Genomic DNA, 16548 nt, shown 5'->3' on the forward strand with positions numbered 1-16548 from the left:
GAAACCCCAGTTCAGTGTATTAGGTTAAGCGCATAAGGTGCCAGTTAAAAGGTGTCTTTGGGGGACGTGAAGGCGCGTGGACCGGCCGGCAGCGGTGAGGTAAGGGGATCGGCCGGGGCAGTGAACTCCCAATCGGCATTGGGGTTGAGCACTGGCGGGATGGCAGGCTTGTTCGGGTCGATCGGCAACGGCGGGACTGCGGGGGCGAAGAGCGCTTCGGGGTCTATTGGAAAGTCCACTGCGATGCGGCCCGCGCCAGCATAAGCACGGGCGGCAAGGGAGGCACTGGTTTGTGTGGCGGCCGCGAACGCGGCGGCCAACGCTGGGGCATCGGAGAGCTCCGCGCACGGTCCGAGGACGAGGTTGTCGTGGGTGGCGAGGACGGTGTCGTCGAGAAGCACGAGCGTCACGAAGAACTGTTCCGTACCCATCGTGCGGAGCTGATATGCGGTGAGCTCGCCTTCCGCGACGCGAACAAGAGCGCCCTGCCCGCCACTGAGCAGCGCGGTACCCGCAGGCTGGTTGTTGGCGGGAACCATCCACGGGTCGAGCCCCAAAGCGAGGGCGATCTCCACCTCGCCGTCGACAATGTCGACGGTGGCATGCGTCGCCGGGTTCATCGCCGCCGTGCGCAGTCGATTTAGGGCGGGATACTCTGCGGACTCCGCACCATCGAGTGAACCCAAGAATCCGAAATCTGAATGTACGCGCCAGCCCCCGGTGGTGGGGTCGGGGAGCAAGGAAACGTCGACGAGCGCAGGCTCCTGCGCCAACCCAGGGATGCTCAACGCGGTGGAGAAGTTCACGTGCTCAAGAACCGCGACGTGCTCGACACCAAAATAAGAAGGAGCTAGCGGATACAGCGCCATAGTTGTGGCAGTCACCTCGTGGGTCAGATGGGAATCGACGGACTTGTCTCAAGCTTACGCAGGAGCCGGATCTCCGATACGGTCGATAGAAGACTTAAACAACAACATATCGAATAAGGAGTGAAGACCCATCACGGCTGATTCTCGTAGTTCGGTGAACAATACCGATCAGAGCAAGAAGCGTACGCGCGAGGCTAAGCGGATTCTTAAAGATATTATCTATCCGCACAACATCCATCCGGCCTTGGTTCCGGGCGTGTCCATCGAAGACCAAAAGGTGAAGTATGGGGTGGACAAACCCATTTTGATCGTCGTGGGCGGACTCATTGTGGCATTCGTTGCCTGGGGTGTCATCGCGCCCGAGCAGGTTTTCACTGCCTCCTCCGCGGCCTTGGATTGGGTCATGCGCAACCTGGGATGGATCTTTACCACGCTGGCAACATTCCTTATGTTCTTGCTCCTCATCCTCGCTTTTTCCAAATACGGAAAAATTCCCTTGGGCGTGGATGGAGAGAAGCCGGAGTTCTCTACTGTGAGCTGGGCAGCGATGCTCTTTGGAGCCGGCATCGGCATCGGAATTATCTTCTTCGGCCCCTTTGAGCCGCTGAGCTACTACCTGTCACCCCGGCCCGGCGCTTATGAGGCCGCCAGCGATGAAGCCGTCATGGGTGCGATGGCTCAAGCAGCGATGCACTGGGGAATCAATGCGTGGGCAATCTATGCCATCGTCGGGCTGTGCGTGGCCTACGTGTCCTACCGCCGCGGGCGAGTGCCGTTGATGAGCTCTATCCTCATGCCGCTTTTTGGCAACCGCGAGACGGACTCCATGCCCGCGCGCATCATCGACGGGCTAGCAATCATCGCCACACTTTTTGGCACCGCGGCAACGCTCGGTATTGGAGCTTTGCAGATCGGTCGCGGCGTGGAAATCGTCAGCGGCTGGTCAACCACGGGCAACACGGCGGCGCTGGTCATCATCATAGTGCTGTCCATCGGCACGATCTTCTCCGCGGTCTCGGGTGTATCGAAAGGAATCCGCTGGCTATCCAACATCAACCTTGTTCTAGCGCTGGGGCTCGCGGTCTTCTTCTTTGTCGTGGGGCCCACCGCCTTCCTGGCCAACATGCTGCCCGCCGTTATCATTGAGTACCTCGATGAGATGCCGAGCATGCTCTCCGCCAACATGGGACAAGGCGAGGAGATGGTGTCATTCTTGTCCTCGTGGACCACGTTCTACTGGGCCTGGTGGGTGTCCTGGGCGCCCTTCGTTGGTGTGTTCGTGGCCAAGATCTCGCGCGGACGTACCATCCGCCAGTACATCTTGGGCGTCTTGCTCATTCCTTCCGCCATCATCGTGTGCGCTTTCACCATTCTGGGCGGCACGACAATCTGGCTGCAGCGTCGCGACGGAGATATTGCTCCCGATGGAACGATTGATTCCATGCCGCCTGCAGAAGATATCTTCTTCACCGTTCTGGATCACCTACCGGGGTCGCAGATCATGGCGCCGCTCGTGCTCGTCATGCTCATCGTCTTCTTCATCACCACGGCGGATTCCGCGTCGATCGTGAACTCACAGCTCACGCAACGCGGCAACCCGAAGCCGAAGCCCGGGGTCACCATCTTCTGGGTCATGTGCATGGCGGGAATCGCCGTAGTGATTCTCCTGGCGGGCGGCCGCAATGCGCTCCAGGGTCTCCAGAACCTCATCACCGTGACTGCATTGCCTTTCGCGGTCATCATTGTGCTCATGTGCATCGCGTTGATTCGGGAGTTGCGTCACGACCCCGCCGCGATCCGTACGTTCTATGAAGAACAAGCAGTGTCCAATGCCATCATCCACGGCGTGCGGGACCACGGCGACAACTTTGCGTTGGCCATTGAGCCCACAACGGATGATTCCGCCTACGCCACTGGTGCAGACTTTGATTCCACCGCGGCGGAAGTCACCGAATGGTACGCGCGCACGGATGAAGATGGACACGCCGTGGGCTATGACTACGAGACCGGCGAGTACACCGACGACGACCCGACAGTCAAGGACGGCGAGTCGCTTGCGCTACCGCCAGAGGACAGCACAGACAAGCTATAGTTTCCCACTATGGATCTAGCCACCATCGCCTTTGCTTTCAGCCTCGTGCTGTTGTCTGGCTTGTCGACGTCCATCGGTGCCGCCCTGGCCGTCGGCAAGCGCGAGCCCGGGCCGAAGTTTATGGCCGCCGCCCTGGGGTTGTCTGCGGGCGTGATGCTCTACGTCTCCTTTATGGAGATCCTGCCGCAGGCCCTAGAGAAGCTGGAAAGCACCCTTGGGGGAGAGGCCACTGCCACGTGGACGATGATGGCGGCGTTCTTCGCCGGCATTGCGATCATTGCCATTATCGACCGCCTCGTTCCCGAGGAGATTAACCCGCACGAGCCGGCCACCACCGAGGAGGAGGCGCGGCGCAAGAGGCTGATGAAGACCGGCATGTTCACCGCCTTCGCGCTGGCCATCCACAACTTCCCCGAGGGCTTCGCCACATTTCTCTCGGGCCTCGAAGCCCCCGAGATTGCGATCCCCGTTGCGGTGGCCATCGCCATCCACAACATTCCTGAGGGTATTGCGGTTGCGGTTCCCTTGCGCAGCGCCATGGGATCGCGCACGAAGGCATTTTGGTGGGCCACGATTTCTGGGCTCGCTGAGCCTGTCGGCGCCATTATCGGATTCGCTCTGCTCATGCCGTTCATTGGCCCGATGACGTTTGGCATAAGCTTTGCCGTCATCGCAGGAATCATGGTGTTCATCTCCCTGGATGAGCTTTTGCCCACGGCGGAGGAGACCGGCGAACACCACTGCGCCATCTACGGCCTCATCGCCGGTATGGCGGTCATGGCGGTCTCGCTCGCGATGTTTATTTAACGCGCTCCGCGGTGGCCTTGACCGCCATGATGATGGTGACGATGACGGAGCCGAGAACAAAGCCGCACAACATGGACAAGCCGGTGTCCGCCAACCAGGCGAGCGCGCCGTTGCTGATGCTCTCGGTCACGTGGTGGATGAAGCCATAGGGCTGCTCAGCGCCGAATTCGCTCAAGCCCTTGACCACGATGTGGCCGCCGACCCACAACATGGCGGCGGTGCCAATGATGCCGATGATGTTGAGCACGATGGGCATGCCCTTGACCAGGGCGGTACCCACGGCCGAATCGCCATCGTGGCGCTTGAGTAGGGCAAGGCCGATATCGTCCATTTTGACCAAGAGCCCGACGGCGCCATAAACACCTAAGGTCAAGAGAATGCCGACGGCAACCAAGGCGCCGAGGCGCAGCCAGAAGGGCTGGTCGATGACCTCGTTGAGGGAGATCACCATGATTTCGGCGGAGAGGATGAGGTCCGTGGTGATCGCGGATTTGACCAGGGAATCTTCGGCGTCGGCGCCCTTTTCTTCTACGGTTTGCTCCTCCTCGCCGCGGTGGAGGATAGCATGGAAAATCTTTTCCGCGCCTTCGAAGCATAGGTATGTGCCGCCGCACATGAGGATAGGGGTGAGCGCCCAAGGAGCGATCCAGGACAGGATCAGGGCAATAGGCAGGATGATGACGAGCTTGTTGATGAGCGAGCCCTTGGTAATCCGCCAAATCATCGGCAGCTCACGCTGCGGTTTGACGCCTTGGACGTATTGGGGCGTGACAGCGGCGTCATCGACGACGACTCCCGCTGCTTTCACCGAGGTCTTTCCGGCCAATGCTGCTACGTCGTCGACGCTGGAGGCAGCGGAGCGGGCGATCAGGGCGACGTCATCAAGCAGGGCAAAAAGGCCACCGGCCATGGCTCACTTCCTTGTGGTGTAGGGGTAAGTGTTTACCCTAGGTTACTCGGCAGGAACGAGCTCCACATTTTCTGCCCAGGTAAGTTCCATGCCCAGCGTGCGCAGCCAGCTCATGGCGTCATCGCCGTAGCGCGTGATGCCCTCGACGGCGGTAAGCGTGCGCTCCATGGCGCGCTCGGCCTCCTCGGCGCTGATGAGGCCGTTGGAGGTGGCGGCGGCTAGCTCGTCGATATCGAGTACATCGACCGGCTCGCCGGAGGTGGAGACCAAGTCGACATAAAGATCGCGGGTAGTCCACACATCACCGTCGACGTCGATATCAGCGACGTCAATGTAGAAATCTTGGTGGACATCCACGCCCTCGCGGAAGTGGAAGATATTGGCGCGCAGGCCCAGCTCCGGCAGCAACCAGGATTCAAGGTAGCCGAAGCGCGGGTGGTTGGCGCCGCGGGCCATGTAAAGGCCAAAGTCGGTGACCCGGTAGGTGTCTACCTCCCGCTGAAAACCTTTCGGGTCGACGTTGATGTTGTCGGTGGTGTTAAAGGTTTCTTGCTTGACTGGGTGCAGGTCAGTGCTCATTAGTTCACCTCGAGGTAAGCCGCGGTAGGTGGGAAAGAACACGAGGATTCAGCAGTGTTGACCGCACCGGAGAGGACCGCCACGACGGTTCCCTTGCCAGTCGTGGCACGGCCCGAGACCGTGGTTGGCCCATCGGTGTTGATGCCGTTGTTGAACAGGGGAGTGGTGCCGAACTGGAAGGTGTCCAGGTTGAACCACTGGACGCTCATGGCGCCCTGCTGCTCGGCGGCGGTGGGGGTGCCCAGCGCGGTGAAGAGGAAGACGGTTTCTCCTTCGCCTGCGCCTGGGGCCGGCATATCGGTCGGGCCAGGCACGGCGATGGCGGAACCCACCGAATCGCCCTGCCCGCCGATGCACTGCGCGGAGACCGTAGGCCAGTAGAACTGGCGGAAGCCGGGGTTGTTTCCCTCCGGCATGGCCACACCGCCTTCGCCGCCGTCACCGGCGGAGAAGTTAAGGGCGGTGAGGATGGCGCTGCGGGCCTCCTGTGGAATCCATGGCTGTGCCGCGAAAGCGCGAACACGCTCTTGTGTCTCCGGGGTGGGGCGGCCGAGGCTGTCCAGCGGGCTACTGCTCTGTGGAATGTTCACCAGCGAGGAGAGATCGGGGGCGCCGGCATGTGCTGGCGTGATGCTGAGGAAGCCCATCATCACGGCAGCAGTTAGTCCAGCGACGCCGCGGCGGGCGGAGCGGGAAGAGCGCTGTTCGGAAAGGGCCATGGAAAATCCTTGTGTTTGGGTAGGGGAACGTGGCGGCAGGAAACTAAATCACATGCGTCACAATAGTATCTGCTGCCACAATATTCACTTTTTTGGCGTAGTCAACTCTAAATAGAGACCTACTGTGCGGTATGTCGGCGCTTGATACCAATCTGTTACATCCCGCGCTGATGCGCGGGATGCTGCACATGAAAGAGCTAGAGAGTATATTTAAGGGCCGTTCATACCGCTAACGCATCATGCTTTAAAGGAGCACCCCACACGTGAGTAATACTGAGTTCCGTAACGTAGCCATCGTCGCACACGTTGACCACGGTAAAACCACCCTCGTCAACGGAATGCTGGAGCAGTCCGGCGCTTTCGGCGACCATGGCGAACACTCGGACCGCGTCATGGACTCCAATGATCAGGAGCGCGAGCGCGGCATCACCATTCTGGCGAAGAACACCGCCATTCACCGCAAGGGCCTGGGCAAGGACGGCGGGGACCTCATCATCAACGTCATCGACACCCCGGGCCACGCCGACTTCGGCGGCGAGGTCGAGCGCGGTATCTCCATGGTGGACGGCGTCGTGCTGCTTGTCGACGCCTCCGAAGGCCCCCTCCCGCAGACCCGCTTCGTGCTCACCAAGGCGCTGGAAGCGAAGCTGCCGGTCATTATCTGCGTGAATAAGACCGACCGCCCCGACGCCCGTATCGACGAGGTCGTCACCGAAGCGCAGGATCTTCTGCTGGAAATCGCTGCCGGCCTCGAAGATGAGGAAGCAGCCGCTGCCGCCGAGAAACTCTTGGACCTGCCGGTTCTCTACGCTTCCGGCCGCGAGGGCAAGGCCTCGACCGAAAACCCGGGTGACGGCAACGTTCCTAACGCCGACGACCTGCAGGCGCTTTTCGACGTTATCTACGAGGTCCTCCCTGAGCCCTCCGCCAAGGTCGACGCCCCGCTGCAGGCCCACGTGACCAACCTGGACTCCGACGACTTCCTGGGTCGTATCGCACTGCTGCGCATCTACTCCGGCACCATCAAGAAGGGCCAGCAGGTGGCCTGGATGCACTACGACGACGAGGGCGAGATGCACGTCAAGCAGGTCAAGGTGGCCGAGCTGCTGCGCACCGTCGGCTTCGAGCGCCAGCCGGACACCGAGGCCATCGCCGGCGACATCGTGGCTATCTCCGGTATCTCCGACATCATGATCGGTGACACCATCGCCGACGTCGAGGACCCGAAGCCGCTGCCGCGCATTAAGGTCGACGAGCCGGCTATCTCCATGACCATCGGCGTGAACACCTCCCCGATGGCAGGCCAGGGCGGCGGCGACAAGCTCACCGCCCGTATGGTCAAGGCCCGCTTGGACCAGGAGCTCATCGGTAACGTCTCCATCAAGGTGCTGCCGACCGAGCGTCCCGATGCTTGGGAGGTTCAGGGCCGCGGCGAGATGGCACTATCCGTGCTCATTGAGAACATGCGCCGCGAGGGCTTCGAGCTGACCGTCGGCAAGCCGCAGGTGGTCACCCAGGTCATCGATGGCAAGACCATGGAGCCCTACGAGATGCTCACCATCGACTCCCCATCGGAATTCCAGGGTGCCATCACCCAGCTGCTGGCCTCCCGCAAGGGCCAGATGCAGTCCATGGACGTCCGCGAGGGCGACTGGGTCCGCATGGTCTTCCGCGTCCCAGCGCGCGGCCTGATCGGCTTCCGTACCCAGTTCCTGACGGAGACCCGCGGTTCCGGTATCGCCAACTCCATCTCCGATGGTCTCGACGTGTGGGCCGGAGACATCAAGGCTCGCCCGACCGGCTCGCTCGTGGCCGACCGTTCCGGCCAGATCACCGCTTATGCTCTGCAGCAGCTGGCAGACCGCGGTGACTTCTTCGTGGAGCCGGGCATGGAGGCCTATGAGGGCATGGTCGTCGGTGCCAACAACCGTGATGAGGATATGGACATCAACATCACCAAGGAAAAGAAGCTGACCAACATGCGCTCCGCCACCGCCGACGCCACCGTCACGCTGGCTAAGGCCAAGACCCTGTCTCTCGATGAGGCACTGGAGTTCTGTGGCACCGATGAGTGCGTCGAGGTGGGCCCGAAGGTCCTGCGCGTGCGCAAGGTTGAACTGTCTGCCACCGACCGCAAGCGCGCGGCCGCACGCGCTAAGCAGCTCAACAAATAGGCCGCTGTGGGCGTCGCCAAGCGGCGCCCCACCGCTAGGACCACCTGCCCCGGGGTATTAAACTAGCGCGGAAGAGTTTTCCGGACGTAAAGGTTGTGTGGAGTGGACCGTTTCCTGCCCCGGCTCGGAGTCATTCTCGCAGCCGCCGTGCTGACTTCATGCCAAGCCAATCCCGGCCCGCCGCCGGTGGTGGACGAGGACGATCGCAGCGCCACGCCCACGAACTCAAGCATCACCACTCCGCCGCCGGAGGCAGCACCCAAGGAAGACGCACTGCCGAAGCGCAGCACCGTGGCCATTGGGGTGGACCCGCTGCGCGGCGGGCTCAACCCGCACCTCGTGGCGAATAATTCGGAGCTGGTCAACCAAATCGCTGAGCTAGTGCTGCCCTCGGCCTTCCATGGGGACCAGATGGACACGGATGTCCTCGAATCCGCCGAGGAAATCGACGCTCCGGGCAGCATTGCGATGCGGGTTCGCTACACCATCGCCGCGCCAGCGCAATGGTCCGATGGGACGCCGATCAGTGGCTCTGACTTCAATTATTTGTGGTCCCAGATCACGCGCACTCCGGGTGCTAAAAACGTGTCCGGTTACCGGGCAATTTCGGCCGTGCGGACTTCCGGTAATGGGCGAGTGGTCACCGTGGACTTCGACCACCGCGTGGAGGACTGGCACAAGCTCTTTGCCCATCTATTGCCCTCCCATGTGCTGGAGGACAAGGACTTCACCTCGGCCTTAGCTGAGGGTATCCCAGCCTCTGCTGGACGCTACCTCGTCGAGGGGATGGACCGCGGGCGAGGGATTATCACGCTTAACCGCAATGACCGGTTCTGGGGAGAGGATCCCGCACATATCGACGTGATCCAATTGCGCGCTGTGCGCGATACCGCACAGGCGGTGAACATGCTGCGCTCGCACCAGATTGGGTTTGCTGACTTCACCCCGCAGCAGACCACCCTGGAGAATTTGAGCCTGCTCAGCAACGTCAATACCGGTGTGGTGACCCGGCAGCGTCAGCTCCGCCTGGAGATGTCGGCCGCCGAGGGCGCACTCGAGGAACAGCCGCAACGCCGCGCCTTGGCTTCGCTGCTCAACACCGACCAGCTGGCCCGGCTTGCCACCGGCCGCGCTTCGGAGCTCGAACCGGGGGAGAATCCCTTCGATAGCAACGCAGAACTTGCCCCGCTGCGTGAGCGTGCGGGCCGCAAACCCGTGCGCATCGCCGCGGATCCCCTCAATCCAACTGCCCTGGCTGCGGCCACCACCATCGTGGACGTGTTGCAAGCCAAGGCCATCGACGCGGAGCTCGTCACCGAACGCCCGACCACCATTACATCTGACTTGCTCCCGGCTGGCAAGGTTGACGCCGTGGTGGCGTGGGACGAAAACGGCAGCGATGCCCTGAGTCTGGCTAACTACTTCGTGTGCGCAACGCCCACGCGGCCTGCGGCAACGCAGTCGGGGTTCTGCCCTGAAGAGTCCGCGAAGACTGCTACCGATATTTTGTCGGGAAAGCTCGATTCCGCAGTGGCTCAAGAGCAGGTGGAGCACCTCAACAAAGAAGAAGTTCTCTTCGTCCCGTTGCTTAATGAGGTGCGAATCCACGCTTTGGGCAAGGGTATTGTTGGCCCAGGACAGAGCATCAAGGACTGGGACTCCGGTCTGATTAGTGCACCGCAGTGGAGGAAAGACGATGAATAAGGATCTCACCGGCTACCGTGTCGTGGCCGTTCACGCGCACCCGGATGATGAGGTGCTCTTTACAGGCGGCACGTTGGCGGACTTGTCCGCGCGCGGTGCGGAGGTCACCGTGATTACCGCGACGCTGGGGGAGGAGGGCGAAATCATCGGTGAGCCCTACCAAGGCCTCGCGGAAACAGATCAGCTGGGCGGGTTCCGCGCTTGGGAGCTCAAGCACGCGCTCGATGCCTTGGGTGTTGAAGGAATCCAGCTGGGCGGCTTCGGGCACTTTCGCGATTCCGGGATGGAAGGTTCCCCCGCCCATGATCACCCGCGGGCCCTGGTCAACCGTGTGGAGGAAGCCGCAGACCTGTTGCGCGGCCACCTTAAACAGCTGCGACCGCACGCGGTGCTGACCTATGGTCCGGACGGCGGCTACGGTCACCCAGACCACATCGCCGTGCACAAGGCCGTGCACGCGGCCGCAGTACCAGAACAGCGCATTTGGTGGGCCGTCTTTGAGCGTGCCGCGCACTATCGGGGCCTCGACGCTATTACTCCTCCGGATGGCTGGAGCCTGCCGGACAAGGCGTACCTGGACAACTTCACCAACGCCGGTTGCGATGTGACCTACGAGATCAGCGACGCGGCACTTGCTTCCAAGTGCGCCGCGATGCTGGCCCACGCCACGCAAATCTGGCTTGCCGACGGCTCTCTCACCACCGTCAACCCCCACGCCGCCCAGGCGGGTCTTAAGGACCCCGCCCAAGTCCCCGCCGCCTATGCCTTGTCCAACCTGCTCACGATGCCGCTGCTGCGCCAAGAGTTCTACCAGCTTGGTCAGGGAGAGCCACAGGATTCATTGCTGGGGGAGAAGTGAGCGAGCGCGCCATTCGCACTGATTTCTCCCGGGGCGAACAGATAGGTGGCTTGGTGTGGCTGGTCTTGGGAGCGCTCTGCTCGCTGACCCTCGAGGTGGTTTATCTCACCGCGCGTCTGCCGTGGCCCGGCGAGTCCGGGATGGCCTTTCCCATCACCATCCTCATCGCCTTCTGGTTCAACGGGGTGTTGACCCGCACAGCGCGTCTGTGGAGTGAGAATCCCTACATCGCAGGCGTGCCAGGACTGGCCTGGGTGGGCGGTTTTCTCGCATTCATGCTGGGAGCCGCCATCGGGGATGGCAGCCTGCTGGCCAATAATATTCTCAGCCTGCTGCTGTTCGCCGCGGGAATCGCGGGCAGCGTTTGGCCATTTTTCGCCTCGGAGTAGCATACTGTTATTCGTAGAAAACCCGTGACACACAGGAGTTTAAACACCTTATGACTTACACCATCGCGCAGCCCTGCGTCGACGTGATGGACCGCGGCTGCGTTGAAGAGTGCCCGGTCGACTGCATCTACGAGGGTAAGCGCATGCTCTACATCCACCCAGACGAGTGCGTGGACTGCGGCGCCTGCGAGCCGGCTTGCCCGGTGGAGGCCATCTTCTACGAGGATGACGTCCCGGATGAGTGGTTGGACTACAACGACGCCAACGCCGCCTTCTTTGATGATCTCGGCTCCCCGGGTGGCGCGGCAGCACTTGGACCGCAGGACTTTGACGTCCCGATGATCGCTAAGCTCCCACCCCAGAACCAGGAGTAGAGCATGAGCCGCACGCCGCTTGGACGCACGCTTCCGGATTTTCCGTGGAACTCGCTCGCCGGTGCCAAGAAGAAAGCCCAGGCGCATCCGGACGGGATCGTTGACCTATCGGTGGGTAATCCCGTTGATCCAGTTGCCCCTGGCGTGCAGTTAGCGCTGTCCGCAGCGGCCGAGGCTCCCGGCTATCCGCAGACTCAGGGCACTCCGGAGCTGCGCGAGGCCATCGCGAAGGCACTTGAGCGCCGCTACACCATGAACGTGGACGCGGTGCTACCGGTCATCGGCACCAAGGAGGCTATCGCCTGGCTGCCCACTTTGCTGGGCATGCGCGGTGAGACCGTGGCTTTCCCGGCGGTGGCTTATCCCACCTATGAAGTCGGTGCGCTCTTGGCCGGTGCTAAGCCGTTGCGTGCTGACGAGGATTTCCAGGATGCGTCGCTCGTGTTCATCAATTCGCCGTCGAATCCGACGGGCAGGGTGCTGGGCGTCGAGAAGCTGCGCGAGATCGTCGCTTGGGCGCGCGCGAACAATGCCATCGTGGCCTCGGACGAGTGCTACATGGGCTTGGGTTGGGATGATGAGAACCCGCCGGTGTCCATCTTGGACCCGCGCGTGACCGATGGCGACAATACCGGGCTTATCGCCATGCATTCGCTGTCCAAGAGCGCGAACATGGCCTCCTATCGCGCCGGATTCTTTGCGGGCGATGCCAAGCTCATCGCGGAGCTGCTGGAGCTGCGTAAGCACGCGGGGCTCATTGTGCCAGGCCCCATCCAGGCGGCGATGGTTGCCGCGCTTGACGACGACCCCTCCGAAGCCCTCCAGCGCCAACGCTACGCCGCGCGCCGTGTGGATCTCATGCGGGCGCTGACTGGAGCTGGTTTTAGGATCGAGCACTCCGAGGCTGGGCTCTACCTGTGGGCAACGCGCGGTGAGAACTGCCGCGAGACCGTCGACTGGCTGGCCGAGCGCGGCATCCTCGTTGCACCGGGTGACTTCTATGGCCCAGCAGGCGAGCAGTTCGTGCGCATTGGCCTCAACGGTACGGACGAGCGCATCGCGGCGGCCGTCGCGCGCTTGGCTGAGTAAGTGGCCTTTCGCCCGCCGGCGCGGGAGGGAATTAGCCCGCGCAAGGTGATGCTCACCGGCATCGTGCCCGCCTCACCTACCTATTGGGCAGGTGAGGCGGGCGATTCCGCGTTTTCTCCTGGTACTCACTTGGAGCCTGGCACGGTGTTGCCTGGCCCTACGCTGGCGTGGTATCACCCCTCGGTACCTTCCGAAGAGCCCATTCCCTTTGACTACCGGGTGGTATATGAGGACGGGGACCTGATAGTCGCGGACAAGCCGCACTTCTTACCCACGACGTCGAATGGGCGCATCGTCCGCGAGACGCTCCAGACACGCTTGCGCGTGGACTTTAATGAGGACTCCATCGTGCCGCTGCACAGGCTGGACCGGTTGACTTCGGGGTTGGTGCTGTGCTCGCGCAATCCCCGCACGCGCGCTGCGTATCAGCAACTCTTTCAGGAGCGTGCGGTGGTGAAGCACTACCGGGCTCAGGTGGCCGCGCCCTTCTCCTTCGACGGCACTGTACGGCTGGGGATGCGGCGCGTGCGTGGTGAACGCCAGGTCCGCGTGGATTCCGCCGGTACGCCTACGGTGACCCGCGTGCGCGCTAGTGGAACGACTGCCGATGTATGGCCGCTCACCGGCCATACCCACCAGATTCGCGTGGTACTTAACCACCTGGGACATCCGATTGTGGGGGATGATACTTATCCCGTGGATCGAGGCTTGGACCTTTATGATTTCTCCACGCCGCTGCTGCTTTCCCATGTCGCTTTGAGTTTTAGCGATCCAGTTACCGGCCGCAAACGGGAGTTCCAGCTGTGAGATTGGGCGCTAATGCGGCGTGCGTTTTAGTTTGTGCTGAATGAGGGACTAAACTCAAACGAAGTTTTATTCATCATATTTGAGCATTTTGTACGAAGGGCGTGTCCATGGCGGATCTGAGCTTTGCTCGCTTTGCCTCGAATTTTGGCCAGTTTATTAAGTTCGGTCTGGTTGGCGGTTCGGGCGCGTTGGTCAATATTGCAGTTTCAATCCTGGCCGCAAAGTGTGGATTGTCCTGGTTCGGCGCTACGCCGCATGACGCGATGTTCAACCTCTTCGGCACCCAGTTTCACGTGCGCTGGTTCATGCTCTTTTCCACCATCGCCTTCCTCGTTGCGAATACGTGGAATTACCAGCTCAACCGCATGTGGACTTTTAAATCCGTTAGCAAAGTCTCGTGGTTGCGGGGTTTCTTCCCGTTCCTCATTACGGGCATTGGCGCGTATTTGGTGACTCTTGCTGTGCAGTACTTGCTGATGAATCCGACCTCGCCGTTGCAGCTGCCGCCCGATATTTTCAATGACTCCACGGGCTTCCGCACGATGTACTACTGGGCCAATGCCATCTCCATCGTGGTAGCCATGCCGATTAACTTCATCTTCAACAAGCTGTGGACCTTCCGCTCGAAGCCCAAGGCGCCGGTCGTGGTCCACGAGACCGAACCGGCTTAATATCGACCCTTCGCCCCGCCTGCCCTTCGCGCTCACCAGCGACGGCCGGTGGGGTCTTTTCGATGCTGCGGTGAGCGGGAAGGGGGGCGTCGGCAAGCACATGCTCCCTTCGCGCTCACCGGAAACACGACGAGGCAGCGCTCCATCGCCCTGGTGAGCGCTTAGGGGTAAATGGCGGAAATGCCTCCTTCGCGCTCACAGCCGCCCAATAGATTCGGTAGCTACTGCTGCCGGTGAGCGTGAAAGGGCGTGTTAGCGGTTTGACCGGTGAGATGGCGGGGTGAGATGCACTTCGGCGCTTGGTTCGACGTGGCCCTATTCTCCCTTGGCGCTCACCGGCGCCTGCAAAGTAGAGGAACCCGCCGTCCGCGGTGAGCGCGAAGGGCGGGATGGAGAAGGTGGGCGGGGAAGAGCTGCCTAGTCGTCGAGCTTGGCGTCGAGGCGTGCCTGGTCGCGGCGGTGCTGATGGCGGCGGATGAATGGGGCGAGGATGAGGACGGCGATAGCGCCAACTGCGGTGCCGGCTAGATAAGCGGTGGGATTGTGGCCGTCGGCAGGCGCATAGGCGTTATAGGCGATTCCCGCGAACATCGCGATTGCCGGTATTAAGTAAACGGCCATGGCGGACCAATTACGACCCACAAGCGGGGTAGCGACTCGTTTGCGCAGCCACGCCGTGCCGAAGAGATTGCCGATGATAGACGGCGCGATGGCGAGGAAGCACAGCATGCTCATCTGACCAGGGAGGACCCAGGCGAGGATGGCTGCGGCGACAAACTCGAGGAAGAGTTTCGGGGTAGCGCTGATGGCATACGCCTTGTAGAAAGTCTCGCGCTCGAACTCGTCGCGAGAGGCGCGTTCGATCTCGTTGAGGGTGTAGTTGGCCAGGGCGTTAATCATGTTGTTCATCTCCAAAGACTTCTTCGACGGTTTTTCCTAGTTCGCGGCAGATGTCTAGCGCTAGGTAGACGGAGGGGGAGTAGTTGCCGCGTTCGATATTGGCGATAGTTTGGCGAGAAACTCCGGCTCTTTCAGCAAGGTCAGCTTGAGACATCTCGAGCCAGCGCCGCCATTTGCGAACCATGTTCTGGTGCTCGGCCATCTGGTCTCCTTTACGGTGTGTAACGCTTACATTCCTTAGTGTAAAGCAAACTTGTCATATAAGCAAGGGTCACATGCAAACATGCCATGTCCAGTAGGGGTGCATCACCACAGCCGGCAGCTTCGGTTTACGCCCTTTGAGCTGTTCAAGTGTGGTTTTGATGAGTAGAACTGCATCGTCGAGGTGGTAGCGGATATCGTCGGCAGTAAAGCGCAAAACCGTATAGCCATGTGCCACTGCGGCGTTCTGCTTCGAGCGGTCTGCTTGAAAAGCGCGACTATGTTTGTGGTGCTCCCAGCCGTCGACCTCGACTATGAGCTTGCCAATCTTCAAGTCAAAGCGGTAGCCCGCGATGAGCGCATTGTGCTCAGGGAAGATTCCGTCCGTGCGCAGTCTTCGACTGAGCTGGCGCTCCGGCACGCTGTCTGTGCCGATGGGCGTGCGACGGATAGTTTCTTTCAAGCGTTGTGGGACTCGCCGCATTCTCCGCCGGTCATCTTCGAGGCGAGCAGGGCCTGTCTTGCCGCGATAATGCTCTTCCAGCAATTGACCACACGCTGCGGCTATTCGCCGCGCCGCCCAGAGAACCTGAATGACCGGAAGTCCGTTGACCAGGGTTGTGGCCGAAAGCCGCGAATGCGTCACCCGAAAGTTCTTCCCCTTGAGCGTTCGTGGCCCCTCGGCCTCCAGCGGAAACGTCAAATTCCGCCCCAAGTGAATCTCCTGCGCGGTCTTACCCGTGAAATGTATTCGACTCAGCCCGTGAGCCAGAGCTTGTGCCACAGCTAACGGCGACCACTCATCGCTATAAATCCCCCGATGCACGCGAAACAGCTTTCCCGCGCGAAGCTTCCGCCGGATTGCCTCCTTGCTCAACCCCATCTCGCGCAGCTCTGCGGTAGTCCATGCCTTCATGAAACTCAAGGTATGCAGTGCTTGGCGACGAGTCGATAGTCAATTCTCCGCCTGTGGATAACCCTGCCTCAAAAGCCAGACTTTGAGGGTTTATGTTGACGCGTCGTCTTCCTGTCTAGCGCATTCCCTATCGTTTGGGCTTTGCAGTGTTCGGATCGCCGCATCGATTCGGCGTTGTCGACCAACACAGCCCCTTAAATCCCTCCGCGCCCTTGGCGCTCACCGAGCTCGCTGATTAGCTGCTAGAGCTTTCGGCGGTGACCGCGAAGGGCATAGGCTTGGTCGGGAATTGCATCGGTGAGGTTGGGAATTGCATCGAGCGCCGTTCGGGTCCACCTACCTTTTGCGCTCACGGGGCAGGCGCCTGTCATAGTCCGCCCTTCGTTGGTGAGCGCGAAGGGCGCTTGCTGGGGTGACAGCTCATGCGGCATGCCCTTGGCGGCCACAGGGATCGAAGAAACGGTGCTACGCAGTGCGCCGGTGAGCGC

At 61.2% G+C, this 16548-nt stretch carries 17 protein-coding genes; 10 read left to right on the forward strand and 7 right to left on the reverse strand.

Features of this window, described 5'->3' with window-relative positions; translation table 11 throughout:
* Positions 1–44 precede the first annotated feature (44 nt).
* A complete protein-coding gene (locus M5J06_RS00970; protein ID WP_070530361.1) occupies positions 45–869 on the reverse strand; it encodes a hypothetical protein in 825 nt (274 codons plus the stop codon).
* Between the two features lie 154 nt (positions 870–1023).
* Here M5J06_RS00970 and M5J06_RS00975 point away from each other — a divergent pair, with 154 nt between their 5' ends.
* The gene (locus tag M5J06_RS00975; RefSeq protein WP_250223737.1) at positions 1024–2961 is read left to right on the forward strand and encodes a BCCT family transporter; all 1938 of its coding nucleotides are present in this window, start codon (positions 1024–1026) and stop codon (positions 2959–2961) included.
* Between the two features lie 9 nt (positions 2962–2970).
* The gene (zupT, locus tag M5J06_RS00980) at positions 2971–3768 is read left to right on the forward strand and encodes a zinc transporter ZupT (protein WP_250223738.1); all 798 of its coding nucleotides are present in this window, start codon (positions 2971–2973) and stop codon (positions 3766–3768) included.
* Here zupT and M5J06_RS00985 read toward each other — a convergent pair.
* Genes M5J06_RS00985 through M5J06_RS00995 form a run of 3 tightly spaced genes read right to left on the reverse strand, consistent with a single transcriptional unit; the run spans position 3761 to position 5976 of the window.
* Positions 3761–4678, reverse strand: a complete 918-nt coding sequence (locus M5J06_RS00985) for a DUF808 domain-containing protein (protein ID WP_250223739.1) — start codon at positions 4676–4678, stop codon at positions 3761–3763. The two genes, zupT and M5J06_RS00985, sit on opposite strands and share 8 nt — an antisense overlap.
* Positions 4679–4720: 42 nt before the next feature.
* Positions 4721–5257 (reverse strand): ribonuclease FAU-1 family protein, encoded by a 537-nt coding sequence (locus M5J06_RS00990; protein WP_070530369.1) that lies wholly within the window; start codon positions 5255–5257, stop codon positions 4721–4723.
* Positions 5257–5976, reverse strand: a complete 720-nt coding sequence (locus M5J06_RS00995) for an Rv1157c family protein (protein ID WP_250223740.1) — start codon at positions 5974–5976, stop codon at positions 5257–5259. The genes M5J06_RS00990 and M5J06_RS00995 overlap by 1 nt, the downstream gene beginning before the upstream one ends.
* A gap of 263 nt (positions 5977–6239) precedes the next feature.
* Here M5J06_RS00995 and typA point away from each other — a divergent pair, with 263 nt between their 5' ends.
* The 8 genes from typA to M5J06_RS01035 all read left to right on the forward strand — a co-directional run bounded on the left by typA (position 6240) and on the right by M5J06_RS01035 (position 14043).
* Positions 6240–8150 (forward strand): translational GTPase TypA, encoded by a 1911-nt coding sequence (gene typA, locus M5J06_RS01000; protein ID WP_250223741.1) that lies wholly within the window; start codon positions 6240–6242, stop codon positions 8148–8150.
* A gap of 102 nt (positions 8151–8252) precedes the next feature.
* The gene (locus tag M5J06_RS01005; protein ID WP_250223742.1) at positions 8253–9854 is read left to right on the forward strand and encodes an ABC transporter family substrate-binding protein; all 1602 of its coding nucleotides are present in this window, start codon (positions 8253–8255) and stop codon (positions 9852–9854) included.
* Complete coding sequence (locus M5J06_RS01010; protein WP_250223743.1) at positions 9847–10713, forward strand: PIG-L family deacetylase; 867 nt, start codon at positions 9847–9849, stop codon at positions 10711–10713. The genes M5J06_RS01005 and M5J06_RS01010 overlap by 8 nt, the downstream gene beginning before the upstream one ends.
* On the forward strand, positions 10710–11102 hold the full coding sequence (locus M5J06_RS01015) for a hypothetical protein (RefSeq protein ID WP_070530376.1): 393 nt from the start codon (positions 10710–10712) through the stop codon (positions 11100–11102). Before M5J06_RS01010 ends, M5J06_RS01015 begins: the two co-directional genes overlap by 4 nt.
* Positions 11103–11152: 50 nt before the next feature.
* Positions 11153–11476, forward strand: coding sequence for a ferredoxin (fdxA, locus tag M5J06_RS01020; RefSeq protein WP_070524905.1), 324 nt, complete (start codon positions 11153–11155; stop codon positions 11474–11476).
* A 3-nt stretch (positions 11477–11479) separates the two neighbouring features.
* A complete protein-coding gene (gene dapC, locus M5J06_RS01025; protein ID WP_250223744.1) occupies positions 11480–12565 on the forward strand; it encodes a succinyldiaminopimelate transaminase in 1086 nt (361 codons plus the stop codon).
* Positions 12566–13372 (forward strand): pseudouridine synthase, encoded by an 807-nt coding sequence (locus M5J06_RS01030; RefSeq protein ID WP_250223745.1) that lies wholly within the window; start codon positions 12566–12568, stop codon positions 13370–13372.
* A gap of 107 nt (positions 13373–13479) precedes the next feature.
* Entirely contained in the window at positions 13480–14043 is a 564-nt protein-coding gene (locus M5J06_RS01035) for a GtrA family protein (RefSeq protein ID WP_250223746.1), read from the forward strand.
* A 417-nt stretch (positions 14044–14460) separates the two neighbouring features.
* Here M5J06_RS01035 and M5J06_RS01040 read toward each other — a convergent pair whose 3' ends face one another.
* The 3 genes from M5J06_RS01040 to M5J06_RS01050 form a co-directional block, all read right to left on the reverse strand.
* On the reverse strand, positions 14461–14952 hold the full coding sequence (locus M5J06_RS01040) for a transcriptional regulator (RefSeq protein WP_250223747.1): 492 nt from the start codon (positions 14950–14952) through the stop codon (positions 14461–14463).
* A complete protein-coding gene (locus M5J06_RS01045; RefSeq protein WP_070524916.1) occupies positions 14936–15145 on the reverse strand; it encodes a helix-turn-helix transcriptional regulator in 210 nt (69 codons plus the stop codon). Before M5J06_RS01045 ends, M5J06_RS01040 begins: the two co-directional genes overlap by 17 nt.
* Before the next feature lie 69 nt (positions 15146–15214).
* Complete coding sequence (locus M5J06_RS01050) at positions 15215–16060, reverse strand: type IV toxin-antitoxin system AbiEi family antitoxin domain-containing protein (protein ID WP_250223748.1); 846 nt, start codon at positions 16058–16060, stop codon at positions 15215–15217.
* Between the last annotated feature and the right edge of the window lie 488 nt (positions 16061–16548).

The organism is Corynebacterium intestinale, from assembly GCF_023574125.1.
GTDB classification, from domain to species: domain Bacteria; phylum Actinomycetota; class Actinomycetes; order Mycobacteriales; family Mycobacteriaceae; genus Corynebacterium; species Corynebacterium hesseae.